Raw genomic sequence first — 24,163 nt, 5'->3', positions numbered from 1 at the left:
CACCATGACGACATCAGTTTCTGGCGGTCTCGAGATCGAGGGCCTGCACAAGGTGCTCGGCGGCCGGAGCATCATCCACAGCCTCGACATGACGGTCCGTCCGGGTGAGCTGGTCTCGCTGCTCGGCCCGTCCGGCTGCGGCAAGACCACGACGCTGCGGATGATCGCGGGCTTCCTCACCCCGGACGCGGGCTCGATCAAGGTCGGCGGCCGGGAGGTCGTGGACCTGGGCCCCGAGCGCCGTCCGAGCGCGATGGTGTTCCAGAACTATGCGCTCTGGCCGCACATGACCGTGGCCAAGAACGTCGGCTTCCCGCTCAAGCTGCGTAAGCGGCCCAAGGCAGAGATCGCCGAACGCGTCGACGCCGCCCTCGCGCTGGTGAACCTCACGCACCACAAGGACTCGCGCCCGGCGCGCATCTCCGGCGGTGAGCAGCAACGGACGGCGCTCGCGCGGGCGCTCGTCCAGGAGCCGGAACTGCTGCTGCTCGACGAGCCGCTCAGCAACCTCGACGCGAAGTTGCGCGTGAAGGTCCGCGAGGACATCCGCGAGATCCAGCAGCGGCTGGGCATCACCACTGTCATCGTCACCCACGACCAGGAGGAGGCGATGTCGGTCTCGGACCGGATCGCGGTGATGAACAACGGCCGGATCGAACAGTTCAGTACGCCGGCCGACCTCTACGGAACGCCGGCCACGGAGTTCGTCGCGACATTCATCGGGAGTCTCAACCGGCTCGAAGGCGCGATCAAGGACGGCCGGGTCGTGTCGGGCCCGGGCGTGCTCGGGATCCGGCCCGAGGACGTCGTCTTCGGTCCCGAGGCGCATCCCCGCGGGCTCGCCGCGACCGTCGAGCGGGTCGTCCCGCGCGGGCATTTCGCCGAACTGCACCTGCGCCGCGAGGACGCCGTACTGCGTGCGTATGTGACCGGCGTACCGCCCGCCGTCGGGGCCAGCGGCTGGGCGAGGATCGAGAAGTGGCTCGAGTTCGAGGACGGTCAGCTCGCCGGCCAGGGAACGGCGGCATGAGTACTGCCACCGCACACCGCGGGGATGTCGAACGGCACCGGGAGAACACGATCGCGGCGGTGCGCTCGGCCGTCGACGCGGGCGCCGAGTTCATCGAGATCGACCTCCGGGTGACCCGGGACGGTCGCGTCGTACTCCTGCACGATGCGACCCTCGAGCGTCTCTGGGGTCTTGACCGGGAGATCTCGCAGGTCGATTGGGCCGACGTCGCGGCGCTCGGCGAAGGCGAGGATGGCATCCCGCTCCTCGCGGACGTTCTCAGCCTCGCGGCCGGGACGCCGTCGACACTGCTGATCGACAGCAGCGCGCCGGAGATCGTCGATGCCGCGATGCAGGTCGTGCTGGGTTCCGGAGTACGGGTCGCCTGGTGCGGAGCGCTCGACGCGCTGAGGACCGTCCGGGCGCTCGACCCCGAGGCGAGCATCTGGCTCCCGTGGGATCGCCGCGACCTGCCGTCCGCAGAGGTTCTCGCGGAATTGCGGCCCGACGTCGTCAACACGGAGTACCTCATCCTCAGCGCCGAGCTCATCGACGTCGTCCATCGTGCGGGACTCGACATGGCCTGCTGGACGGTCGACGACGAGGACGCGATGCGCTGGGTCCTCGCCCTCGGCGCGGACGTCGTCACGACCAACCGGCTCGGCGTACTCCGGAAGGTCGTCGCGGAAGGCCGGGCGTCCTGGGAAGCAGCGCCCCGGCCGGTCAAGCTCACAGGCGACGAGCTTGTGGAGGCCATTGCCGTCGCCGGTGAACTCGCGCGGTGGGCCAACGACTTCACCCGCAATGCTGACCTCGGCGACGTCCGTACGAAGGCCAACGCCGCGGACCACGTGACAGCCGTCGACCTCGCCGTCGAAGAGCATGTCCGGAAGGTCATCGCCGAACGGCTCCCCGGCCACCTCGTGGTGGGCGAGGAACTCGGCGGGGTGGCCCGTCCAGGTGTTCCCTGCTGGTACGTCGACCCCGTCGACGGGACCGCGAACCTGGCGAACGGCGTGCCGTGGACGGCCTTCTCGCTCGCCCTGGCCATCGACCGCGAGCCGTTCGTGGCCGTGGTGGGCGATGTCTGGCGCGACCAGGTGTTCGCCGCGGTCGCGGGCAAGGGTGCCGAACTCGACGGGCGGCCCCTCGAACTTCAGCCCTCGGTCAGTTCCGAGTCCGGTCTGGAGGGGAAGATCGTGAGCACCGAGCTGCTGAACCACTCGCCGTGGCCCGGCATGGACCTCTTCCTCGACGGACTCCGCGACCGGTTCTGCACGCTTCGGGTGATGGGATCCGGAACCCTCACCCTCGCCGGCCCAGCGGCCGGTCGCGGCGTCGGAGCCGTGATCGAGCGCTTCAGCCCGATCGACCACCTGGCCTCCGCGCTCGTCGTCCGGGAAGCCGGCGGCGTCCTCCTCGATGACAACGGCAACGAAACCGTCTGGCCCGGGTCCGGCGGCATCCTGGCGGCCCGCCCGGAGCACGCCCAGGAGCTCTACAAGCTCTGGTCCGTGGCGCGGAGGAAGGGCGTCTAAGGTGGTCAGCATGCTTGCTGCCTATGCCGCCAAGTTCGACGCCGAAGACCCGATCTCCGCGTTGGAGGTGGGGGAGCGGCCGGAGCCCGAGGTCCCCGAGGGTTGGGTGACCATCGAGGTGAAGGCAACGGCGCTCAACCATCACGATCTCTGGTCGCTGAAGGGGGTCGGGCTGGCCGAGAAGAACCTGCCGATGATCCTCGGGTGTGACGCGGCCGGCGTGGACCCGGAGGGCAACGAGGTCGTCGTGCACGCAGTGGTCTCGGACCCGGCGTGGAAGGGCGACGAGACGCTCGACCCGAAGCGCTCGCTGTTGAGCGAGCGATACCAGGGCACGCTCGCGCAGAAGGTCGCCGTACCTGCGCGGAACGTCGTACCGAAGCCGGCCGGGCTGTCCTTCGAGCAGGCGACGTGCCTGCCGACGGCGTGGCTCACGGCGTACCGGATGTTGTTCACGCAGTCGGGGCTGAAGCCGGGCGACACCGTGCTCGTGCAGGGTGCGGGCGGTGGCGTGGCGAGCTCGCTGATCACGCTGGCACGGGCCGCGGGGATGCGGGTGTGGGCGACGAGCCGGGACGAGGCGAAGCGGGCCAAGGCGGTTGACATCGGCGCGCACGAGGCGTTCGAGTCCGGCGCACGGATGCCGGAGCGGGTCGACGCGGTGATGGAGACGGTCGGGCAGGCGACCTGGTCGCACTCGCTCAAGTCGCTCAAGCAGGGCGGCACGCTGGTGATCTCCGGCGCGACCAGCGGCCAGGCGCCGAAGTCCGCCGAGCTGAACCGGATCTTCTTCCTCCAGTTGCGCGTCCAGGGCTCGACGATGGGCACCCGCACCGAGCTGGCCGAGCTGATGCAGTTCATGGCGACCGCGGGGATCTCGCCGCACATCGACTCGATCTTCCCGCTCGCGGACGCCCGCGACGGCTTCGCCAAGATGAGCGCAGGCGACGTCTTCGGCAAGATCGTCTTTACTGTCTGAGTGCAGCAACCCGAGATCCGCCCGGTCACGCCCGACGACGCCGAGGCCGCGGCCTGGTGTCACCTGCTCTGCTGGCGGGAGGCGTACGCCGGGCTCGTGCCGGCCGACCTGCTCCTGGAGCGTACGTCGAACCTCGAACGCCGGATCGAGCGCTGGACCACGCCCCTCGGCGAGGGCCGGCGCCGCTGGATCGCGGTGAACCCGGACCCGGACGCGCCGGTCCAGGACCGCGTCGCCGGTTTCGCCGGCATCGGCCCGGGCCGCGACGAGGACGCGCCGGTGCCGTTCGAGCTGGAGTCGATCTACACCCGGCAGGCGTTCTGGAAGACCGGACTCGGCACCCGCCTGCTGGATGTTGCCGTCGGCAAACAGCCTGCGTTCCTCTGGGTCTTCGAGGGAAACGAGCAGGCGCTCGGCTTCTACCGCCGGCACGGGTTCGCGCCGGACGGCGTCGGAAAGCACGATCCGTACTTCGATCTGTATGAGATCCGCCTCGTCCGGAGCTGACGTTTCACGCCGGAAACATGGGCGTCGCACCGGGGCAACGCGACGGGTTCAGTCTGTTCCTACCGATCCGCCCGATCGATGAGGAACGAGGAGCCCATGAGGCCTACTTTGACGGTGATCGTTGACCCGGCCGACCGCTGGATGACGAAGGCCGCGTGCGTCGGACAGGCGCCGTCGTACGACGAGACGGCGACCCAGTGGGAGCAGCGCAAGGCGCAGGCGCTCTGCCTGACCTCGTGCCCCGTGATCGAGGAGTGCCGGGAGTGGGCCCGCCGGACGAAGTTCACCGGCACCGCGGCCGGAGAGAAGTTCCTCTACGGTCGCCGCCGCGGCCGCCCGGGCCCCCAGGAGCGCCGCAACCGGCCGGGCATCATCGAAGAGCAGCAGGCCAGCTAGACATTGATCAGCTCGTCGGCGCGCTCGGCGTCGACGGGCTTCTCGGTACGGCGGAACGGTGAGGTGATCGTCCGCAGTACCTGGTCGCGGTTGTGGATCGCCGCGCCGATCGCCAGCACGAGGTAGATCGCGCTGATCACGTAGCGCCCGGTTTGACCCGGTACGGCGAACTGGATCGCGAACAGGCCCAGCAGCGTCCACGCCGCCCAGCGCGGGAAGCGCAGGTTGAGCAGGATCGCGATCCCGAGCAGTGTCTGCGTGGCGGTGAGGAGGAACTCCTCGATCTGCCGCCCGTCCAGGTGCAGCGCCGGGCCGCCGCCACCGATCCCGTAGGCGATCGGGAGGCTGCCGATCAGCAGGGTCCACTGGTTCACCTTCGCCGAGATCAGCAGACCCAGCGCCGCCGCGCCCTTGCCCCGCCAGGCGAACAGGATCGCCACGATGAACTCCGGCGCCTCGGACGCCAGCGGCGCCAGCCACTGGACCAGCAGGAACTGGTCGATCCCCAGCGCATGCCCGCCCTGCACGAGCGAATCCGCGAACGGCTCCGCGGCCGCCAGGATGATCCCGGCCGAGATCAGGAACATCGCGGTCACGGTGATCCGCCGCTGTAACCGGGGCAGTGCACCGATCGTCGCGGCCGGGCCGATCAGGTCCGGCTCGTCGTCATGCTCGGACGTGGCCGCGCGGTACAGGTAGTAGGCGAAGAAGGCGAGCAGCAGGATGCCCAGCACCAGGTGGATCTCGCCGGTCACCGGGATCACGAACGCGACCAGACCGGCGACAGCGAGGAACCCCAGCTCCCGGCGGTACCCGGACTCGAGCACCAGCGCCTTGACGGACTGCCCGCTACGCCGCGATGCGACGTACAGGCTGATCAGCACGACGCTCGACCAGCCGAGGCCGAGGAGCAGCCGGTTCGACCCGGTCATGTTGGCGGCCGCGAACTGCACGTAGGCCGGATTCGAGCCGGCCGTGTGGGCGAAGTACAGATCGACCGCGTACTCCGGCAGGACTGCGATGACCGCCAGGAGAGCGATGGCCAGACCGCCCGAAATGTCCATCTCCGCCGCCTCGGCCGCCCAGGCCAGCACGAAGGATGCGGCGACCACGGCGAGGCCGAAGATCAGCATCGAGGCCAGGGCCGGGGGATGCGTACCGGTGAGCCGGAGGGCGACCGCGGGGATCGCCACCAGGAACAGCAACAGCACGGGGCGGAGCACTCGGAACATGGTTCCAGCCTGCCACCGTTTCGATACTTTCGCAATTGCGAAAGTGTGAGACCGTCATCACGACGGCCCGGCGAGCTGTCCGCAGACCGGTCTACCGGTCACAATGACTGCGCGATGACCAACCCTGAACCGACGAAGGCTCAGCTCGATTCCGCCGCGGGCACCTTCGCCATGCTCTCCGCACCCGTCCGGCTGCACCTGGTGTCGCTGGCCGCGCAGGGGGAGTACGACGTCGGCACCCTGGCGGCGCGCGTCGGCGTGAGTATCGCTACCGCGAGCCAGCACCTCGGCAAGCTCCGGCTGGCCGGGATCATCACCGCCCGCCGCGAGGGCCGGCGACACATCTACACCGTCGACGACCCGCACGTGCTCAACCTGGTCGACCAGATCTTCGAGCACATCGCCCCGGACGGCTCCCTCGCGCCGGACCCACCACGCCGTACCAGGCCGCCCCACACCGACTGACTGTCCCCGGGACTGCGTCACGGGCCCGTAAGGTGCCCGGAGGTTTCGCCTGGGTCCGCCGCGTCCTACCTTCAGGTCAGGGGAGGTAGTGATGAGGGAAGCCTGGGAGTTGTTGACCGCGGGTCCTGACGATGCGGAGCGGGCGGTCCTGCTGTTACCCGGCGGCGCCAACGCGGCCCGTTCGTTCGACCTGGTGATGGCTGAGCCGGCGCTGGCCGGTGTTCGCCTGGTGGCCACGACGCTGCCGGGCATGGCGGGCGCCCCGCTCGTGGGCGACGTGTCCGTTCCGGGCCTGGCGCATCGTGCCGGCGAGTTGGCCAAGCTGCACCGGTGCGACGTGGTCGTCGGCTTCTCGCACGGCGCCACGGTTGCCGTGGAGATGCTGCTGGGCGGTCATTTCCACGGCCCGGTCGTGCTCTTGGGCATCAGCCTGACGACCGAGGACGAAGCCGGATTCTTCCGCGCCGTCGTGTCGGCGTCACAGAAGGTGGGCCGCTGGCCGATGGCCGCCCTGTTCAAGCTGCTTCCGCTGATGGCCAGGTCTGCCAAGACGCCGGACCCGCACAAGCGGGAGCTGATCGAGGACCTCAAGCAGAACAGGGCCGGCGATGCGCTCCGGCTCCTCGGCCCGTACCTCGACTACCTTGCCGCCGACTGTGACTATGCCGCCGAACTGGCCGCGTCAGGCTGCCCGGTGTGGGTGGTCCACGCCGAGAAGGGGGACGGCAGCCTCAGCGCCGCCGAGCGGGCCACCCTCGAGGCGGCCTCCAACGTGACCGTGGTGACGATCCCCGGCGCAGTCTTCTTCCTCCCGGACGAGGCACCACAACAGACCGCCGCGCTGGTCGCCGACGCCCTCGCGCAGGTCAAGTGGACTGGATGATGTGCCGCAGGTACCGCTCCGGCGCCTGCAGGTAGGCCTTCCAGTTCTGCACGAGCTCGAGCTCCTCCCACGTCGTACGCCGGATGCCCCACTCGCCGACCTCGAGGATCGTGGCGCCGGGCAGGGCCGCGATGACGGGGGAGTGGGTCGCGCACAGGACCTGGGAGTCGTGCTCGGCGAGCTGGTTGAGCACGCCGATGACGGCGAGGCTGCTGGAGAACGACAACGCCGACTCGGGCTCGTCGAGACAGTAGAACCCCTGGCGGGAGAAGCGGTTGCTGATCAGCTTGAGGAAGCTCTCGCCGTGGCTCATCTCGTGGAAGACCGGATCGGGTGGCCCGGAGGTCTTGGGGTTGCGTTCGAGGTAGCTGTAGAAGCCGTGCATCGTCTCGGCACGGAGGAAGAAGCCGGCCCGCTTGGCGCCGACGCCGCGGGTCAGCAGCAGGTCGTCGGCCAGCGGTGACTCGGTTGCCCGGGTGGTCAGGCGCGCGCCGGTCGAGCCGCCCTCGGGCGAGAGGCCGAACGCGACGGCGATCGCCTCGACCAGCGTCGACTTGCCGGCGCCGTTCTCGCCGACGAGGAACGTCACGCCCGGTTCGAGGTCGAGGCCGTCGGTGAGGAGTTGGTGGACCGCCGGGATCGTGTGCGGCCAGTGGCCCGACGGACGAATGCCCTCCGCCGCGGCGACCCGGCGTACGGGCTGCGTGGCGAAGGGCATTCGTTCAGATTACTAGTCGTCCTCGTCGTCCAGTCGAGCCAGCCAGGTGGCGAAGCGCTCGATCGGGGTCTCGAACTCGGGGTTCAGGTCGACGAACTCACGTAGCCGCTCGGCCACGAAAGCGAGCGTGACATCCTCCTCGCCACGCCGCTTCTCGAGCTCCTCGATCCCGCGGTCGGTGAAGTACACGTCAGCTGAACGCCTGCTTCAGCAGCGTCGTCTGCTCGGTGCCGTGGACACCGTGCGAGCCGACCGCCGGGGCAGCCATCGCCGGCCGGGACACCCGGTAGAACGGCTTGCCGCCCAGGTGCTCGGTCAGGTTCAGCGCCATGAACGGCCACGGACCCTGGTTCGCCGGCTCGTCCTGCACCCAGCGGATCTCGGTCGCGTTCGGGTACTTCGCCAGCTCGGCCGCGATCTCCTCGGCCGGCAGCGGGTACAGCTGCTCGACCCGGAGGATCGCGGTGCTGATCTTGTCCGGCTCGACCTTCTTGCGCTCGGCCAGCAGGTCGTACACGATCCGGCCCGAGGCCAGGACGACCCGCTCGACGGTCGCCGGGTCGGCCTCCGCCTCGGTGTCGTTGATCACCGGCCGGAAGGTGCCGTGGGTCAGCTCCTCCGGATGCGACACCGCCTCCTTGCGCCGCAGCAGCTGCTTCGGCGTGAAGACGACCATCGGGTTGTGCTCCTCGCCGAGCGTGTGCCGGCGCAGCAGGTGGAAGTACGACGCGGGCGTCGACGGCTGGGCCACGGTCATCGCGTTCTCCGCGCACAGCGCGAGGAACCGCTCGATCCGGGCCGAGGTGTGGTCCGGGCCCTGGCCCTCGTAGCCGTGCGGCAGCAGCAGCACGACACCGGACTTCTGGCCCCACTTCGCCTCACCGGACGAGATGTACTCGTCGATGACCGACTGCGCGCCGTTGACGAAGTCGCCGAACTGCGCCTCCCACAGGGTCAGCGCCTCCGGCCGCGCCACGGAGTACCCGTACTCGAAGCCGAGTGCGGCGTACTCGCTGAGCAGCGAGTCGTAGACGTAGAAGTTCGCCTGACCCTCGTCCAGGTTCTGCAGGGGGACGTAGTCCTGGCCGTTGACCCGGTCGATGACCGCGGCGAACCGCTGCACGAACGTCCCGCGGCGGCTGTCCTGACCCGCGAGCCGGACCGGACGGCCCTCGAGCAGCAGCGTGCCGAACGCGGTGATCTCCGCGCTGGCCCAGTCGATCGGGCCCTCGGTGATGGCGTGCGCCCGGCGCTGCAGCTGCGGCATCACCTTCGGGTGCACGGTGAAGCCGGCCGGCAGCGTGGTGTGCGCGTCGGCGATCTTCTTCAGCACCTCGATCGTCGTCGCGGTCGCGTCGGGGCCTTCCGGCTTGTCCGGGTAGACCGGGGCCGTCACGTACGGCGCCGGGGTATCCGGCTGGCTCTTCGCCTCGCGGACCTCCGCGAACACCCGCTCGAGGCGGTGCTGGAAGTCCATCATCGCCTGCTCGGCCTCTTCGATCGTGATGTCGCCACGACCGATCAGGGCCTCGGTGTACAGCTTGCGGACCGAGCGCTTCTGCTCGATCAGGTCGTACATCAGCGGCTGGGTGAAGCTCGGGTCGTCGCCCTCGTTGTGACCGCGGCGGCGGTAGCAGACCAGGTCGATGACGACGTCCTTGTTGAACGCCTGCCGGTACTCGAAGGCCAGGTCGGCGACCCGGATGCACGCCTCGGGGTCGTCGCCGTTGACGTGGAAGATCGGCGCCTGCACCATCCGCGCGACGTCGGTGGAGTACATCGACGAGCGGGACGAGGCCGGCGAGGTGGTGAAGCCGACCTGGTTGTTCACGATCACGTGGATCGTGCCGCCGGTGCGGTATCCGCGCAGCTGGGACAGGTTCAGCGTCTCGGCCACGACGCCCTGGCCGGCGAAGGCCGCGTCACCGTGGACGAGCACCGGCAGCACCGGGAACGCGGCGCCGCGGTCCAGGATGTCCTGCTTGGCCCGGACGATGCCCTCGAGCACCGGGTCGACGGTCTCCAGGTGGGACGGGTTCGCCGCCACCGACACCTTGATCTTGTCGCCGAACTCCGAGACGAACTCGCCCTCGGCGCCCAGGTGGTACTTGACGTCACCGGAGCCCTGCACGGTCCGCGGGTCGATGTTGCCCTCGAACTCGCGGAAGATCTGGCCGTACGACTTGCCGACGATGTTCGCCAGCACGTTCAGCCGGCCGCGGTGGGCCATCCCGATCGCGACCTCTTCCAGCCCGGCGCCGGCCGCCTCCTCGCAGAGCTCGTCGAGCAGCGGGATCGTGGTCTCCCCGCCCTCGAGCGAGAACCGGCGCTGACCGACGTACTTGGTCTGCAGGAAGGTCTCGAACGCCTCGGCCTCGTTCAGCTTGGCCAGGATCCGCAGCTGCTCCTCGCGCGGCGGCTTGGTGTGCGGCCGCTCGATCCGCTCCTGCAGCCACTTGCGCTGCTCGGGGTCCTGGATGTGCATGTACTCGATACCGGTGGTCCGGCAGTACGAGTCGCGCAGGATGCCGAGGATCTCGCGCAGCTTCATGAACCGCCGGTCGCCGCCGAACGAGCCGGTGGCGAACTCGCGGTCCAGATCCCACAGCGTCAGGCCGTGGGTGGCGACGTCGAGGTCGGGGTGGCTGCGCTGCTTGTACTCCAGCGGGTCGGTGTCGGCCATGATGTGGCCGCGGACCCGGAAGGCGTGGATCAGCTCGAGGATGCGGGCCTGCTTGCTGATGTCCTCCTCGTGGCTGTGCGGGAGGTCGGCGGCCCAGCGGATCGGCTCGTACGGGATCCGCAGCGACTGGAAGATCTCGTCGTAGAAGCCCTCGGCGCCGAGCAGCAGCTGGTGCAGGCGGCGCAGGTACTCACCCGACTGGGCGCCCTGGATGATCCGGTGGTCGTACGTCGAGGTCAGCGTCATCACCTTGCTGACCGCGAGCTTGGCCATCGTCTCGTCGGCCGCACCCTGGTACTCCGGCGGGTACTCCATCGCGCCGACGCCGATGATGCAGCCCTGACCCGTCATCAGCCGCGGCACCGAATGCTGCGTGCCGATCGTGCCGGGGTTGGTCAGGCTGATCGTGGTGCCCTGGAAGTCGGGCAGCGCGAGCTTGTTGTCGCGGGCCCGGCGGACGATGTCCTCGTAGGCCATCCAGAAGTCGGCGAACGTCATCGTCTCGGCGGACTTGATCGACGGCACCAGCAGCTGCCGGGTGCCGTCCGGCTTCTGCATGTCGATGGCCAGGCCGAGGTTGATGTGCGCCGGGTTGACCAGGGTCGGCTTGCCGTCGGTCTCGTCGTACGACGCGTTCATCTCCGGCAGCGTCTTCAGTGCCTTGACCAGCGCCCAGCCGATCAGGTGCGTGAAAGACACCTTGCCGCCGCGGGCGCGCTTGAGGTGGTTGTTGATGACGATGCGGTTGTCGATCAGCAGCTTGACCGGGACCTGGCGGACGCTGGTCGCGGTCGGGACCTGGAGGCTGGTCTCCATGTTCTGCGCCGTCCGGGCCGGGGCCCCGCGCAGGATCTTCCGCTCGGCGTCGCCGGTCGCCGCGGCCGCGGGCTGGGCGGCAGGCTTGGGCTGGGCGCTGGTCGGCTGGTTCACCGTGCCTCCGGTCGGGGCTGCCTTCTGGGGTACGGCGGCCTGCGCAGGAGCCGGCGTCTGAGTCGCGGGGGACTGCGTCGCCGCGGCAGCGGCAGGAGCGTTCGGAGCGGGCACGGACGGCGCGCTGCCGCGGCTCGGCGCCTCCGGCGTCTTGTTGTCGGACACCGCGTCGGGCCTGGGAGCGTCGGCCGGGGTGGGCGACTTCGTCGCCGGCTTCGCGTCACCGTCGGGGTTGTACGTCTTGAAACTGTCACTCTTGAAATAGGCGAGCCATGCCGGATCCACCGAATTCGGGTCCTGCTGGTACTTCTCGTACAGCTCGTCGACCAGCCATTCGTTCGCACCGAAGGCTGCTAGGGGGTTGGTGTCTGATGGCTCGGTGGCCACTTGGCAGTTCGCCTCTTCCGATTTCGGGTCCGGTAGCACGGTTAATTCAGATGTTATGGGTGGTGTCCCAAGCAAAGGCTAATAGCAGGGGGACCACTTCCACAGCCCGGGACCACCGGACCAGTGTGTCGAGTGGTCGGGCTCCGGCGAGTCGATCCGTCGGCGCCTGAAACACTGCTCACAAAGGTGTTTCAGGCCACACGCCCTCCTCTCACCACCTGTCGGTGCGGAGAGCAACGGCGGCGGCTCCGGGACCCCTTGCAGAGGTGGCTTTCCGGCGTCCTCTCCGATGCCCGGGACGGGGGCCGTTGAGCGTGGCTGCCCACTGTATGCAGTTGTCCACTCGCGACCGGTGATGATCACAACCGCGCAAAAGTGTGGCCAACGTCACGCTCCAGATCAGTCCACCTGGGCATGATTGGTCTTCATCGGTTGGTCAGCCGCCGGACCAGTTTGAGACCCGACCAGGTCGCGTCGATCGCGCAGACCTTCACGTCGACGACGCCGAGCGGCAGGGCGAGCTCGCGGATCCCGTTCTCGTCGAGGTCGGTCGCGACCCCGGACGACCGCTTCGGCCAGGCGGCCCAAATCATCCCGGCCGTCACCGTCTTCTCCAGCAGCACCGGCAGCCGCTTCGCGAGCCGCGATCGGTCCGGGCAGAACATCATCACGACGTCGTACGACGAACGGCCCGCCCGGCGGGCGAGCGTCGTACCGGCCGGCAATCCTTCGATCGTGAAGCCGTCCGGCGCGTTGTCGAGCAGGACCACGTGCTCGGGCTTGACGCCGAGTTTCGCGGCCAGCGGCTTCCCGGAGTAACCGGAGGTGGTCATGAACCGATGCTAGGGCGGCATACTGACTGGATGGCGTTGACGGATGAGGCGATCGTCAAGATCAAAGGGATGATCACCTCGGGGGAACTGGGTCCGGGGGATCGACTGCCGAAAGAGGCGGATCTGGCCGCGCGGCTCGGCCTGTCGCGAAACTCGCTGCGCGAGGCGGTCAAGGCGCTGACGCTGGTCAACGTGCTCGACGTCCGGCACGGTGACGGCACGTACGTCAGCAGCCTCGACTCGGCGCATCTGCTGGACGCGCTCAACTTCATGGTCGACCTGCACCGGGACGACTCGGTCCTGCAGTTCTTCGAGGTACGGCGGTTGCTCGAGCCGGGCGTCGCCGCGCTGGCAGCAACCCGGATCAGCCAGGAGCAGGTGATCGAGCTACGGCTGCTGACCAGCGACCTCACGCCGGAGGCCGACGTCGAGGAACTGGTCGCGAACGACCTGCGGTTCCACCGCGCGATCGCCGAGGCGACCGGGAACCAGGTCGTCTGCTCGCTGCTCGACGGCATCTCCGGCGCGACCCAGCGGGCCCGGATCTGGCGCGGCGTCACCCAGGCCGGCGCGGTCCAACGCACGCTGGCGGAGCACGCCGCGATCCTCGACGCGATCGAGATCGGCGACGCCGAGGCGGCCCGCGCCTGGATGACCGCTCACATCGCCGGCGTCGAGACCTGGCTGCGCAAGGCTCCCTAGGGGTACAAGCGGTTCATGGCCTTTGAACCGCCGCCACCTCGCAGTGCGTTGACGCTGCGGATCGTGCTGGCGGCGTTCGGGGTGGTGCTGTTCGCGGCTTCTGTGGTGCTGTCGGTCGTCTACGACCTCCCGGCGGGTTGGGTGATCACCTTCGGGGCGCTCGGGGTGGTCGCACTGGTGGACCTGGTAGTCGTTGCCTGGCGCAAGCGTTCGGAAAATAGTTGATGGGCCGTCGGGCGGCCCGTATCCTGGTGAACGTCCCATTCCCGGCGTCAGGGGTCCGCGTTGTAGCTCCGAGGTCTTTTCTTCAGTCGATCGATCGCCACCTGTCTGGTGCGCGGTCTCGTCCGAGACCTCGTTGGGAGTTCAACGCTTATGAGTTTTTCCCTGTCCTGTACCGACCTCTTCTTCGCCTGGCCTGATGGTGAGGTCCTGTTCGACGGCCTGACCTTCGTCGCCGGACCGGTCCGCTCCGGTCTGGTCGGCCGGAACGGCGCCGGCAAGTCGACGCTGCTCCGGCTGATCGCCGGCCGGCTCACCCCGCAGCGCGGGGCGATCCGGGTCAGCGGCGAGCTCGGGTACCTGCCGCAGGACCTGACCCTCGACACGTCTCTGCGCGTCGACCAGGCGCTCGGCATCGAGGACGTCCGGAAGGCGATTGTCGCGATCGAGTCCGGTGACGCCTCGGAGCAGAACTTCGCGATCGTGGGCGACGACTGGGACGTCGACGAACGCGCCGAGGCGCTGCTCGGCAAGCTCGGCCTGGGTGCGATCGGGCTCGATCGCAGCGTCGGCGAGCTGTCCGGCGGCGAGACGATCCTGCTCGGTCTCGCGGCCGAGCTGCTCCGGCGACCCGACGTACTGCTGCTCGACGAACCGACGAACAACCTCGACCTGCGGGCGCGGCGGCATCTGTACGACGCCGTCGACCAGTTCCGCGGCGCGCTGGTGATCGTCAGCCACGACCGGGAACTGCTCGATCGGGTCGATCAGATCGGCGATCTCCGCAAGGGCGACGTCACCTGGTACGGCGGAAACCTGACGGCGTACGAGGAGGCTGTCGCGGTCGAGCAGGAGGCGGCCGAGCGGATGCTGCGGTCGGCGGAGGCCGACGTACGCAAGCAGAAGCGCGACCTGATCGAGGCGCGGATGAAGATGGATCAGCGCCAGGCCCGCGGTCAGCGGGCGTTCGAGAAGGGCGGCATTCCGAAGATCATGGCCGGCAACCTGAAGCGCGGTGCGCAGGTGTCGGCGGGCAAGCACCTCGGGATGCAGTCCGAGCGGCTCGATTCGGCGCAGGAGGCGTTGGCCGATGCGGAGGACAAGGTCCACGACGACGACTCGATCCGGGTAGACCTGCCGAAGACCGCCGTGCCTGCTGGTCGCGTGGTGCTGCGGTTGGAGGACCACGTACTGCGAACCGGTGCCCACGTCGACCTGGAGATCCGCGGGCCCGAGCGGATCGCGCTGACCGGGCCGAACGGTGCCGGCAAGACGACGCTGGTGCAGTCGATCGTGTCGGGCGAGCTGCCGATGGTGCCACTCAGGTACCTGCCCCAGCGACTCGATCTGCTGCGCGACGACCTGTCGATCGTCGACAACCTCGCATTACTTGCCCCAAGCACCGAAAACCAGGAACGACGGTCGCGGCTGGCCCGGTTCCTGTTCCGGGGCCGGGCGGCGGATCAGCTGGTCAGCACACTGTCCGGCGGCGAACGCTTCCGGGCGACCCTCGCGGCGTTGCTCCTCGCCGAGCCTCCACCGCAGCTGCTGATGCTCGACGAGCCGACCAACAACCTCGACCTGTCGAGCGTCGCGCAGTTGAAGGACGCGCTGGCGTCGTACAACGGTGCTCTGATCATTGCGAGCCACGATCTGCCGTTCCTGCGGGAGATCGGGATCACTCGCTGGGTAGAGCTGACACCCGACTCGCTGACCGATATCGATCCGCTGTAGGGGTCTGCAGACAGAGGCGAGTCAGGTCTCCAGGCAGACGCGGTAGTCATGCCTCCACCCGCACCGTGGAGGCATGAAAACACCTCTTCGCGACATCGTTGCCTACCTGGCGATCACCTACGGGCTCGCCCTGCTGATCGCGTTCGGCTTGCCGCACGCGCACATCAACCTGCTGCTCAGCGTCATGGTGCCGACCGTGGCGGTCGGCATCCTGACCTTCACGATCACGCCGCGCGGTAGCCGCCGCCGGCTGTGGCGGGAGATCGGGCTGGGCCGGGCCGGTTTCCGGTCCTGGCCGGCCGCGATCGTCGTACCGCTGCTGCTGTGCGGTGGCGCCTACGGCACCGCGCTGCTGATCGGCGCCGGGCATTTGCACGTCGGTGCGATCTCGGCCTCGGCGGTAGCTAACCTCGTCGTGGCGTTCGTGGTCCCGACCGTGATCATTCTCGGTGAGGAGATCGGCTGGCGTGGGTACCTGCTGCCGCGCTTCCAGCAGTTGACCGGTCGTCGGCGCGCAGCTGTGATCACCGGGTTCGCCCATGGGCTGTTCCACCTGCCGCTGATCCTGATCGCGACGACGTACGACACCGGCGGTGCACGCTGGATCGTCGCCCCCTGCGCGGTGCTCACGATCACGGCGGCCGGTGTGCTCTACGCGTGGCTCCGGGACCGGTCGAACTCCGTCTGGCCGGTCGCGATCGCCCACAACGCGGCCAACACCGTGTTCGATCTCGGCGCCTCGGCAGTGGTCGCGACCTCCGGTTCGAGCCTCGCGTACGTCGCCGGCGAGACCGGATTCGCCACCCTTGGAGCCTGTGTCGTGGTGGCCCTGGTGCTGCTGCGGTGGGCGCGGGTGTGGCGTACGCCGGCCGCTGTGGTTCACCCGGCTGAACCGCAGCCGGTACCGGCCTTGCACGCGTAGTCTCCGGCTATGAGGGGGCAGGTTGGGCCGGCCCCGGGTCGGCAGAGTTGGTGGATCGTCGCGTCGCAGCGCTTGTCGCCGTACCTCGACCCCGTGCTCGGGATCGTGGCCGCGGCGGCGGCGCTGGCCTCGCTGCTCAGTACCGATCCGGCCTCGATCGATCCGCGGCTGGAGAGTCCGGACGTTCTAGCGGCGGTCGCCACTGTGGTGGCCGCCGGTGGGTTGGCCTGGCGACGGAGCCGGCCGGTCGCGTCGTACGCCGTGATGGTGATCGGCGGCATGGTGGTGAGCCTGTCCGGGCACTACATCGGGTTGCTGTCGGTGTTGATGCTGTTCAGTCTGTACTCGCTCGCCGCGCACGGCCGGCGCCGGGACGGGCTCGTCGGGTTGGCCGTCGGTGTGGCGTGCTTCGCGGGGCTGGCCCTGCTCGACGTACCGGACCTCGGTACGTCGGACCTGCTGCTGGCCGTCGCGCTCCTGGTCGCCGCGTGGGCGGTCGGCGACGCGATCCGGTCACGACGCAGGCAGCAGCAGGACCAATTGCTGGCCGCGGTCACCGAGGAGCGGCTGCGGATCGCCCGCGAGTTGCACGACGTGGTCGCGCACAGCATGTCGCTGATCGCCGTACAGGCCGGTGTCGGTGCTCATTTGATCCGGACTGACGCGGACGCGGCCGAGCATTCGCTCGAGGTGATTGCCGAGACCAGTCGCCAGGCCCTCGAGCAGACCCGGTCGATGCTCGGTATGTTGCGCGCGGAGAACGAGGACGGGGTCCGGCCGCCCACCCGCGGGCTCGACGATGTCTCCGCGTTGGTCGAGGACATCCGGGCGGCTGGGCTCGACGTCACGCTGGAGCGGTCGGGAACGGCGCCCGGGCTCGACACCGCGATCTCGCTGACGGCGTACCGGATCGTGCAGGAGTCGCTGACCAACGTGATCAAGCACTCCGCGGCCAGGATCGCGACAGTGACGGTGGCCGTCAGCGGTACGACGGTCGAGCTGGAGGTCACCGATCCGGGTCCGCGCCGGCCGGGGTCGTCGACGGCGGGTCATGGCCTGCTCGGGCTCGACGAACGTGTCCGGCTGGTGGGTGGCAGAGCTTCCTACGGCGCTCACGGCGAAGGTTTCCGCGTGCAGGCGACGTTGCCGGTCGGAGTACGGCGATGATCCGGGTGGCGGTCGTGGACGACCAGGATCTGGTCCGGGCAGGGTTTGTGCTGCTGCTGCGGTCGGCCGGGGAGATCGAGGTGGTCGGCGAGGCTCGGGACGGGCTCGAGGCGATCGCGCTGTGCCGTCGTACTGCGCCTGACGTCGTGTTGATGGACGTCCGGATGCCGCACCTCGACGGGTTGTCCGCGAGTCGCACGATCCTTGCCGATCCGGCCTGTCAGGGGACGCGGGTCGTGGTGCTGACGACCTTCGACGACGACGATCTTGTGCTGGAGGCGCTGCGGTCGGGTGCCAGTGGGTTTCTGCTCAAGGAGACTCGGCCGGCGCAGCTGCTCGAGGCGATCGAGGTGGTGGCGGCGGGGGAGGCGTTGCTGCATCCGCGGATCACCCGTCGGCTGATCGAACGGTTCGCCGCACTGCCGGAGGCGCGGTCGGCGGCCGACGATGACGGGTTGACCGAGCGGGAGCGCGACGTGTTGCTCGCGGTGGCGCAGGGGTTGTCGAACCAGGAGATCGCAGGCCGGCTCCACCTCGGGTACGGCACGGTCAAGACCCATGTGAGTCATCTGCTGACCAAATTGGGGTGCCGGGATCGGGCTCAGTTGGTGATGTACGCCTATGAGTCCGGGATCGCCGTGCCCGGAGCTTCTTGATTTGGGATACCCCCTAGGGGTATCTTCTCGGCATGGACGAGCACGGTGGGCAGATGGATCACGGCGGGCATGGCGAGCACAGTGGGCACGGCGAACATGGCGGGCATGGTGGGCATGGGGATCATGCGGCGCAGTTCAAGGACCGGTTCTGGATCAGCCTCGGGCTGGCTGTCCCGGTGGTGTTCTTCAGCGCGATGTTCGCGGATCTGCTGGGGTATACGCGGCCGGACTTCTCCGGGTCGGGGCTGATTGCGCCGGTGCTCGGGACCGTGATCTTCGTGTACGGGGGGCAGCCGTTCCTCACCGGCGGTTGGAGTGAGCTGAAGTCCCGCCGGCCCGGGATGATGCTGCTGATCTCGATGGCAATCACGGTGGCGTTTGTCGCGTCGTGGGTGACGACGTTGAAGCTCGGCGGGTTCGACCTGGACTTCTGGTGGGAGCTCGCGCTGCTGATCGTGATCATGCTGCTCGGGCACTGGCTCGAGATGCGGGCGCTCGGCGCTGCGTCCGGCGCGCTCGACGCGCTCGCGGCGTTGCTGCCGGACACGGCCGAGAAGGTGATCGACGGCGAGGTCGTCGAGGTCTCGCTGCATGAGCTGCAGGCGGGGGACGTCGTACTCGTGCGGTCCGGTGGTCGGGTGCCGGCGGACGGGACCGTGGTCGACGGACAGGCCGAGGTTGACGAGTCGATGATCACCGGGGAGTCGCGGCCGGTTTCCCGGGCGGTCGGTGATGGCGTGGTGGCGGGAACTGTTGCCACTGACAACGCTCTGCGGGTCGAGATCACGGCGGTCGGCGACGACACTGCGCTGGCTGGGATCCAGCGGTTGGTGGCCGAGGCGCAGGCGTCCTCGTCGCGTGCGCAGGCGTTGGCTGATCGGGCGGCGGCGTTCCTGTTCTACTTCGCGTCGATCTCGGGGCTGATCACGTTCGTGGTGTGGGCGCTGCTCGGCAAGGTCGACGAGGCGGTGACGCGGACGGTGACCGTGCTGGTGATCGCCTGCCCGCACGCCCTCGGCCTCGCGATCCCGCTGGTCATCGCGATCTCCACCGAGCGCGCGGCGAAGGCCGGCGTACTCGTGAAGGACCGGCTCGCCCTCGAGCGGATGCGCACGATCGACGCAGTCCTCTTCGACAAGACCGGCACCCTGACCAAGGGCGAACCGGCCGTCACCGGAGTAGCCACAGTCGGCACTCTCTCGCACAACGAGTTGCTGGCGCTGGCAGCCGCTGTAGAAACAGACAGCGAACACCCGTTGGCAAAGGCAATCGTCCGCGCCCACGCCGTACAACCCGCAGGCGCGCGAGTAGCCGGCACTACGCGCCGCACCACGGATGGCGGTGGAGCCGCGAGCGCCGGTGCCGAGGTGGGCGCCGATGGCGCTGCTTGGGATGGCGGCCGCGCTGTGGTTGGCGGCGGTGACTCGGGTGGAGGTGTCCGGGCGGTTGCTGGGGGCAACAGGCTTGTTGCGTCGGACTTTCGGTCTTTGACCGGGCGCGGGGTTCAGGCGGTTGTTGATGGTTCTGAGGTTGCGGTTGGGGGGCCTGCGTACTTGCGGGAGAGTGGGGTGGATGAGCCTCGGGAGTTGGAGGCGGAGATTGCTGCGTGGAAGGAACGTGGCGCTGCGGTGTTGCATGTTGTGAGGGATGGGGACGTGCTGGGGGCTGTTGCGCTTGAGGATGAGGTTCGGGAGGAGTCTCGGCAGGCGGTGGATGCGTTGCATCGGCGTGGGGTGAAGGTGGCGATGATCACCGGGGATGCGCATCAGGTCGCCGACGCCGTGGCGAAGGAGCTCGGGATCGACGAGGTGTTCGCCGAGGTGCTGCCGCAGGACAAGGACGCCAAGGTTGCCGAGCTCCAGGCCCGCGGGCTGAAGGTCGCGATGGTCGGCGACGGAGTCAACGACGCCCCGGCCCTGGCCCGCGCCGAGGTCGGCATCGCGATCGGCGCCGGCACCGACGTCGCCATCGAATCCGCCGGCGTCGTACTCGCCGCCGACGACCCGCGCGCCGTCCTCTCGGTGATCGACCTGTCCAAGGCCAGCTACCGCAAGATGTGGCAGAACCTGATCTGGGCGACCGGCTACAACGTCATCACCGTCCCGCTCGCAGCCGGCGTACTCGCCTTCGCAGGCATCGTCGTCTCGCCGGCAGTCGGCGCGCTGCTGATGTCGATCTCCACGATCGTCGTGGCCCTCAACGCCCAGCTCCTGCGCCGCCTCAACCTCTCACCGGCCCGCCTCGCCGCGTAGCCCGCTCAGCACGACCGCCACCAGGCGCCGTACCGCAGCCTTCGACGGTACGGCGCCTGCCGCACCCAGCGCATGCACGCAGTACGCCGCCAGCTCCTTCGCCGGTACGTCGTTGCGCACCTCGCCCAACCGCTCCGCGACGAACGAGACCAGATGCTCCTGCGCCCGCGCCACATGCTCCGACCGATGCAACGAGGCGACCGCCTCTGACGACGGGTGCTCGTGCCGGATGAACGCATAAGCCTCGAGTACGTCGTCGATGCGGCGCGTCCGCTCCCAGATCTCGGACAGCTGCTGAAGATGATCGGCGACCTGACGCTGGTGCCACGCGGTGAGGATCGACTCGACATCGGCGAAGTACTTGTAGAGCGTCGCCCGCCCGACCCCTGCGCGCTGGGCGACCTCGGCCATCGTTACCCCGGTCAGCCCGTGCTCGGCAACCACCGCGGCCGCCGCGTCCAGCACTGCCTCCCGCACCGCCTCGCGGTGGGTCGCGATGGTGTCGTTCCACAACTTCGGCATGGTGGGACTCTAGCTGGACAGTCTGCCTATGATCGAGACACAGTGTCTCGAAAAAGGAGATTGACGTGCCCGCACTCGAAGCCCACCTCGACACCCCGCGTGCCGATCGGTACCTCGCTCAGCTGACCAGTCACATGGGACACGGGCCGGGCGGTCTGAAGATCCTGTCGACGTCGGCGGACGAGCTCGTCATCGATCTCGGTCCGGCGACCTGGTCGATCCGCGCGACTGCAGGCCAGTTGATACTGCGGGTCCAGGCCGACGACCCGACCGATCTCGAGCAGCAGAGCGCCCGAGTAGCCCATCGAGTCGAGCAGATCGCCCGCCGTGACGGACTGCAGATCACCTGGCGACCCGCCTGAACTGGGCTGCATGCACAGTCAGCGCCTGTGGAGTGTGCACACTGGACGGTGAGACCGCCTGCCAGGAGTCGTACGTTCGATGAAATCCCAGGGCTGGAGGTTTCGATGGCCGGTACATCTGTCGGTGCGGACGATTACGCGCTCACCCGCGTCCCCGAGCAGGCGCGGTACTCCTGGTGGTCTGTTGCGACCCAGCGGTTCGGGCAGATCTCGGCGCTGAGTCAGTTCCTGCTCGGCGCGACGCTCGGGTTCGGGATGAGCTTCTGGACCGCGTTCTGGGCGCTGACGCTCGGCGCGGTGATCCTCGAACTCGTCGCGATCCTGATCGGGATTATCGGCGCCCGCGAGGGACTGCAGACGTCGGTGATCGCGCGCTGGACCGGGTTCGGCCAGGCCGGCTCATCGCTGATCGGGCTCGCGATCGGGATCAGCCTGATCGGCTGGTTCGGGATCCAGTCCGCGGTGTCCGCGGCCGGGCTCAGCCAGCTGATCGGCGTACTCCCGACCTGGGGCTGGTCGCTCGTCTTCGGTCTCGCGGTGACGCTCGTCGTACTGCGCGGCTTCCACTCGATGGCCTGGGTCGCGTACGTGACCGTGCCGGCGTTCCTGGTCCTGGTCGGCTGGTCGATCATCAGCGTGCTGTCCGACCACAGCTTCAGCTCACTGGTGAACGCCGCGCCGCCCGGTCCGCAGCTGAGCCTGCTCGAGGGTACGACGCTCGTGGCCGGCGGATTCATCGTCGGCGCGGTGATCACGCCGGATATGACCCGCTTCAACCGCAGCGTCGGTGACGTCGTCAAGCAGACCGTCCTGGGCATCACGCTCGGCGAGTACGTGATCGGTCTGGTCGGCGTCCTGCTCGCTCACGCGGTCGGATCGGCGAACGTGATCACGATCGTCACCTCGTCGGTCGGCTGGGTCGGCACGCTGGTGATCATCCTCGGCACGATCAAGATCAACGACTGGAACCTGTACAGCTCCGGCCTCGGCATCGTGAACTTCATCGGCACCGTCTTCGGCCGGCACGTCAACCGGGCCGTGGTCACGCTGGTCGTCGGCATCCTCGGCAGCGTGCTCGCGGCCGGCGGGATCCTGGACAAGTTCACCGAGTTCCTGACCGTGCTCGGGGTCGCGTTCCCGCCGATCGCCGGGATCATGGTCGCGGAGTACTTCGTGGTGAAGCGCTGGCGCCCTGACCTCGAGGCGACCAGAGCCGCGGGCACACTGCCTGCGACCGCGCCGACCTGGGTGCCGGCCACGATCGTGATCTGGATCGGCGCCGCGCTGATCGGCAAGTACGTCGGCTGGGGACTGCCCAGCATCAACTCACTCGTCGTCGGCTTCCTGGCGTACGTCGTGGCCGGCAAGCTCGGCCTGATCCGCGGCGTCGGAACGAGCCGCACGATGGACAGCGCGCCGGCCGAGATCGGTGGCGCAGTACCCGAACCTGGGAGGATCTGAATGCGTATCGGCATCGATGTCGGTGGCACCAACACCGACGCCGTGCTGCTCGACGGGACGTCCGTGCTGGCCGCCAACAAGTCGGCGACCAGTGCGGACGTGACCGCGGGCATCATCGACACACTGGACCGGCTGCAGGCGGAGCGATCCTTCGACCCGGCGCAGGTCCAGGCCGTGATGATCGGCACCACGCACTTCATCAACGCATTGGTCGAGGCCAGGCGACTGGCCCCGACGGCGGCGCTCCGCCTCGGACTGCCCGCCACCGCGTCGCTGCCGCCGCTGGTCGACTGGCCCGAGCGGCTGGTCGAGGCGATCAGCGGGCGGAGCTATCTGGCGCACGGTGGACACGAGTTCGACGGCCGGCACATCGCCGAGCTGGACGAGGACGAGCTGCGCCGGCACGCGGGCGACATGGTGAAGCACGGCGTACGGTCGGTGGCGATCTCGTCGGTGTTCTCGCCGGTGAGCAACGAGTTCGAACTGCGCGCGGCGGAGATCCTGCGCTCCGAGCTCGGCGACGACGTGGCGATCTCGCTGTCGCACGAGATTGGCCGGATCGGCCTGCTGGAGCGGGAGAACGCGACGATCATCAACGCCGCGCTCCGCGAGCTGGCCGCGAGCATCGTCGACGGACTCTCCGGTGCGGTCGCCGGCCACGGCATCTCCGCGCCGCTGTACCTGAGCCAGAACGACGGCACCTTGATGGATGTCGACTTCGCCCGCCGGTACCCGGTCGCCACGTTCGCGTCCGGCCCGACGAACTCGATGCGTGGTGCGGCGCTGCTGTCCGGTCTCGACACCTGCGCGGTCGTCGATGTCGGCGGTACGACGAGCGATGTCGGCGTACTCACACATGGCTTCCCGCGTGAGGCGACGACCGAGGTCGACGTGGCCGGGGTACGGACGAACTTCCGGATGCCTGATGTGCTCAGCATCGGGATCGGCGGCGGCAGCTTGGTGGCCTCGGGCAACGACGTGGTGACGGTCGGCCCGCGGTCGGTGGGATACCGCCTGACCGAGGAGGCCCTGGTCTTCGGGGGCAAGACGCTCACGGCAACAGACATTGCGGTCGCGGCCGGCCGGGCCGAGGTCGGTGACCCTTCGGCGGTCTCCGAGCTGGATCCGACGCTGGTGAAGGCGGCTCTGGCTCGGGTGGCGGCGGACATCGCAGACGCGGTGGAGCGGATGCGTACGTCGCCCGATCCGCTGCCGGTCGTGGCGGTCGGCGGTGGATCGATCCTGCTGCCGGATGATCTGCCCGGCAGTCTCGCAGTACATCGGCCGGATCACTTCGCGGTCGCGAACGCGATCGGGGCGGCGATCGCGCAGGTCGGCGGCGAGGTCGACCGGGTGTACGCGATCGATCCCGGCCGCCGTGACGCGGTGGTGGACGAGGCGCGCCAGGAGGCCGTCGACCGCGCGATCGCGGCCGGCGCCGATCCGGCCGCCGTGCGGATCGTCGACTTCGACGAGGTGCCGATCCCGTACCTGCCCGGCAACGCGACCCGCATCCGCTGCAAGGCGGTCGGCGACCTCCGCCTCGGGGAGGCATCATGAGCGCCGCCGACCTGCCGCCATACCAAACGGTTTGGTATGGCGG

General features: G+C 68.8%; 23 protein-coding genes. 17 read left to right on the top strand and 6 right to left on the bottom strand.

Annotation, left to right across the window (positions count from 1 at the left end):
- The first annotated feature begins 4 nt into the window (after positions 1 to 4).
- The 5 genes from ACQPYH_RS33775 to ACQPYH_RS33755 all read left to right on the top strand — a co-directional run bounded on the left by ACQPYH_RS33775 (position 5) and on the right by ACQPYH_RS33755 (position 4,429).
- Positions 5 to 1,030, top strand: a complete 1,026-nt coding sequence (locus ACQPYH_RS33775; protein WP_432879772.1) for an ABC transporter ATP-binding protein — start codon at positions 5 to 7, stop codon at positions 1,028 to 1,030.
- Positions 1,027 to 2,547 (top strand): inositol monophosphatase family protein, encoded by a 1,521-nt coding sequence (locus tag ACQPYH_RS33770; RefSeq protein WP_432879769.1) that lies wholly within the window; start codon positions 1,027 to 1,029, stop codon positions 2,545 to 2,547. The genes ACQPYH_RS33775 and ACQPYH_RS33770 overlap by 4 nt, the downstream gene beginning before the upstream one ends.
- A gap of 10 nt (positions 2,548 to 2,557) precedes the next feature.
- Complete coding sequence (locus ACQPYH_RS33765) at positions 2,558 to 3,526, top strand: zinc-binding dehydrogenase (RefSeq protein WP_432879766.1); 969 nt, start codon at positions 2,558 to 2,560, stop codon at positions 3,524 to 3,526.
- Positions 3,527 to 4,033 carry an N-acetyltransferase family protein gene (locus tag ACQPYH_RS33760; protein ID WP_432879764.1) on the top strand — a complete coding sequence of 169 codons (507 nt, stop codon included), beginning with the start codon at positions 3,527 to 3,529 and terminating at the stop codon, positions 4,031 to 4,033. It begins immediately after the preceding gene.
- Between the two features lie 96 nt (positions 4,034 to 4,129).
- Positions 4,130 to 4,429 carry a WhiB family transcriptional regulator gene (locus tag ACQPYH_RS33755; RefSeq protein WP_432879761.1) on the top strand — a complete coding sequence of 100 codons (300 nt, stop codon included), beginning with the start codon at positions 4,130 to 4,132 and terminating at the stop codon, positions 4,427 to 4,429.
- On the opposite strand, the gene ACQPYH_RS33750 is transcribed toward ACQPYH_RS33755, so the two are convergent.
- Entirely contained in the window at positions 4,426 to 5,661 is a 1,236-nt protein-coding gene (locus tag ACQPYH_RS33750) for a sodium:proton exchanger (protein WP_432879759.1), read from the bottom strand. The genes ACQPYH_RS33755 and ACQPYH_RS33750 overlap by 4 nt on opposite strands.
- Before the next feature lie 114 nt (positions 5,662 to 5,775).
- Between ACQPYH_RS33750 and ACQPYH_RS33745 the strand changes: the two genes are divergently transcribed.
- Both ACQPYH_RS33745 and ACQPYH_RS33740 read left to right on the top strand, forming a co-directional pair.
- On the top strand, positions 5,776 to 6,126 hold the full coding sequence (locus tag ACQPYH_RS33745; RefSeq protein ID WP_432879757.1) for an ArsR/SmtB family transcription factor: 351 nt from the start codon (positions 5,776 to 5,778) through the stop codon (positions 6,124 to 6,126).
- Positions 6,127 to 6,217: 91 nt separating this feature from the next.
- Entirely contained in the window at positions 6,218 to 7,009 is a 792-nt protein-coding gene (locus tag ACQPYH_RS33740; RefSeq protein WP_432879755.1) for an alpha/beta fold hydrolase, read from the top strand.
- Here the strand turns inward: ACQPYH_RS33740 and ACQPYH_RS33735 are convergent.
- The 4 genes from ACQPYH_RS33735 to ACQPYH_RS33720 form a co-directional block, all read right to left on the bottom strand.
- Positions 6,993 to 7,727, bottom strand: coding sequence for an AAA family ATPase (locus ACQPYH_RS33735; protein WP_432879753.1), 735 nt, complete (start codon positions 7,725 to 7,727; stop codon positions 6,993 to 6,995). The two genes, ACQPYH_RS33740 and ACQPYH_RS33735, sit on opposite strands and share 17 nt — an antisense overlap.
- A gap of 12 nt (positions 7,728 to 7,739) precedes the next feature.
- A complete protein-coding gene (locus ACQPYH_RS33730; RefSeq protein ID WP_165546322.1) occupies positions 7,740 to 7,916 on the bottom strand; it encodes a DUF6104 family protein in 177 nt (58 codons plus the stop codon).
- A 1-nt stretch (position 7,917) separates the two neighbouring features.
- A complete protein-coding gene (locus ACQPYH_RS33725; RefSeq protein ID WP_432879750.1) occupies positions 7,918 to 11,727 on the bottom strand; it encodes a multifunctional oxoglutarate decarboxylase/oxoglutarate dehydrogenase thiamine pyrophosphate-binding subunit/dihydrolipoyllysine-residue succinyltransferase subunit in 3,810 nt (1,269 codons plus the stop codon).
- Between the two features lie 425 nt (positions 11,728 to 12,152).
- Positions 12,153 to 12,560 (bottom strand): DUF3052 domain-containing protein, encoded by a 408-nt coding sequence (locus ACQPYH_RS33720; protein WP_432879748.1) that lies wholly within the window; start codon positions 12,558 to 12,560, stop codon positions 12,153 to 12,155.
- A gap of 30 nt (positions 12,561 to 12,590) precedes the next feature.
- Here ACQPYH_RS33720 and ACQPYH_RS33715 point away from each other — a divergent pair, with 30 nt between their 5' ends.
- From ACQPYH_RS33715 to ACQPYH_RS33685, 7 genes are all read left to right on the top strand, one after another.
- The gene (locus ACQPYH_RS33715; RefSeq protein WP_432879746.1) at positions 12,591 to 13,262 is read left to right on the top strand and encodes a FadR/GntR family transcriptional regulator; all 672 of its coding nucleotides are present in this window, start codon (positions 12,591 to 12,593) and stop codon (positions 13,260 to 13,262) included.
- A gap of 15 nt (positions 13,263 to 13,277) precedes the next feature.
- Positions 13,278 to 13,487: a DUF6343 family protein gene (locus ACQPYH_RS33710; protein ID WP_432879744.1), complete on the top strand. Its 210-nt coding sequence runs from the start codon at positions 13,278 to 13,280 to the stop codon at positions 13,485 to 13,487.
- Between the two features lie 150 nt (positions 13,488 to 13,637).
- Positions 13,638 to 15,218 carry an ABC-F family ATP-binding cassette domain-containing protein gene (locus ACQPYH_RS33705; RefSeq protein WP_432879741.1) on the top strand — a complete coding sequence of 527 codons (1,581 nt, stop codon included), beginning with the start codon at positions 13,638 to 13,640 and terminating at the stop codon, positions 15,216 to 15,218.
- Positions 15,219 to 15,291: 73 nt separating this feature from the next.
- The gene (locus tag ACQPYH_RS33700; protein ID WP_432879738.1) at positions 15,292 to 16,140 is read left to right on the top strand and encodes a CPBP family intramembrane glutamic endopeptidase; all 849 of its coding nucleotides are present in this window, start codon (positions 15,292 to 15,294) and stop codon (positions 16,138 to 16,140) included.
- A 9-nt stretch (positions 16,141 to 16,149) separates the two neighbouring features.
- The gene (locus tag ACQPYH_RS33695) at positions 16,150 to 17,307 is read left to right on the top strand and encodes a sensor histidine kinase (protein WP_432879735.1); all 1,158 of its coding nucleotides are present in this window, start codon (positions 16,150 to 16,152) and stop codon (positions 17,305 to 17,307) included.
- Positions 17,304 to 17,963: a response regulator gene (locus tag ACQPYH_RS33690; protein ID WP_432879733.1), complete on the top strand. Its 660-nt coding sequence runs from the start codon at positions 17,304 to 17,306 to the stop codon at positions 17,961 to 17,963. The genes ACQPYH_RS33695 and ACQPYH_RS33690 overlap by 4 nt, the downstream gene beginning before the upstream one ends.
- 32 nt (positions 17,964 to 17,995) lie before the next feature.
- Positions 17,996 to 20,215: a heavy metal translocating P-type ATPase gene (locus ACQPYH_RS33685; protein ID WP_432879730.1), complete on the top strand. Its 2,220-nt coding sequence runs from the start codon at positions 17,996 to 17,998 to the stop codon at positions 20,213 to 20,215.
- Here ACQPYH_RS33685 and ACQPYH_RS33680 read toward each other — a convergent pair.
- Positions 20,192 to 20,737, bottom strand: a complete 546-nt coding sequence (locus tag ACQPYH_RS33680) for a TetR/AcrR family transcriptional regulator (RefSeq protein ID WP_432879727.1) — start codon at positions 20,735 to 20,737, stop codon at positions 20,192 to 20,194. The two genes, ACQPYH_RS33685 and ACQPYH_RS33680, sit on opposite strands and share 24 nt — an antisense overlap.
- A gap of 65 nt (positions 20,738 to 20,802) precedes the next feature.
- Between ACQPYH_RS33680 and ACQPYH_RS33675 the strand changes: the two genes are divergently transcribed.
- The 3 genes from ACQPYH_RS33675 to ACQPYH_RS33665 all read left to right on the top strand — a co-directional run bounded on the left by ACQPYH_RS33675 (position 20,803) and on the right by ACQPYH_RS33665 (position 24,120).
- The gene (locus tag ACQPYH_RS33675) at positions 20,803 to 21,099 is read left to right on the top strand and encodes a DUF2218 domain-containing protein (protein ID WP_432879724.1); all 297 of its coding nucleotides are present in this window, start codon (positions 20,803 to 20,805) and stop codon (positions 21,097 to 21,099) included.
- A 105-nt stretch (positions 21,100 to 21,204) separates the two neighbouring features.
- Entirely contained in the window at positions 21,205 to 22,560 is a 1,356-nt protein-coding gene (locus ACQPYH_RS33670) for a purine-cytosine permease family protein (protein WP_432879722.1), read from the top strand.
- Positions 22,561 to 24,120 (top strand): hydantoinase/oxoprolinase N-terminal domain-containing protein, encoded by a 1,560-nt coding sequence (locus ACQPYH_RS33665; protein WP_432879719.1) that lies wholly within the window; start codon positions 22,561 to 22,563, stop codon positions 24,118 to 24,120.
- Positions 24,121 to 24,163: the final 43 nt, after the last annotated feature.

Source organism: Kribbella sp. CA-245084 (assembly GCF_050942355.1).
Taxonomy (GTDB): domain Bacteria; phylum Actinomycetota; class Actinomycetes; order Propionibacteriales; family Kribbellaceae; genus Kribbella.
This window is presented reverse-complemented; position numbering and strand designations above follow the sequence as displayed.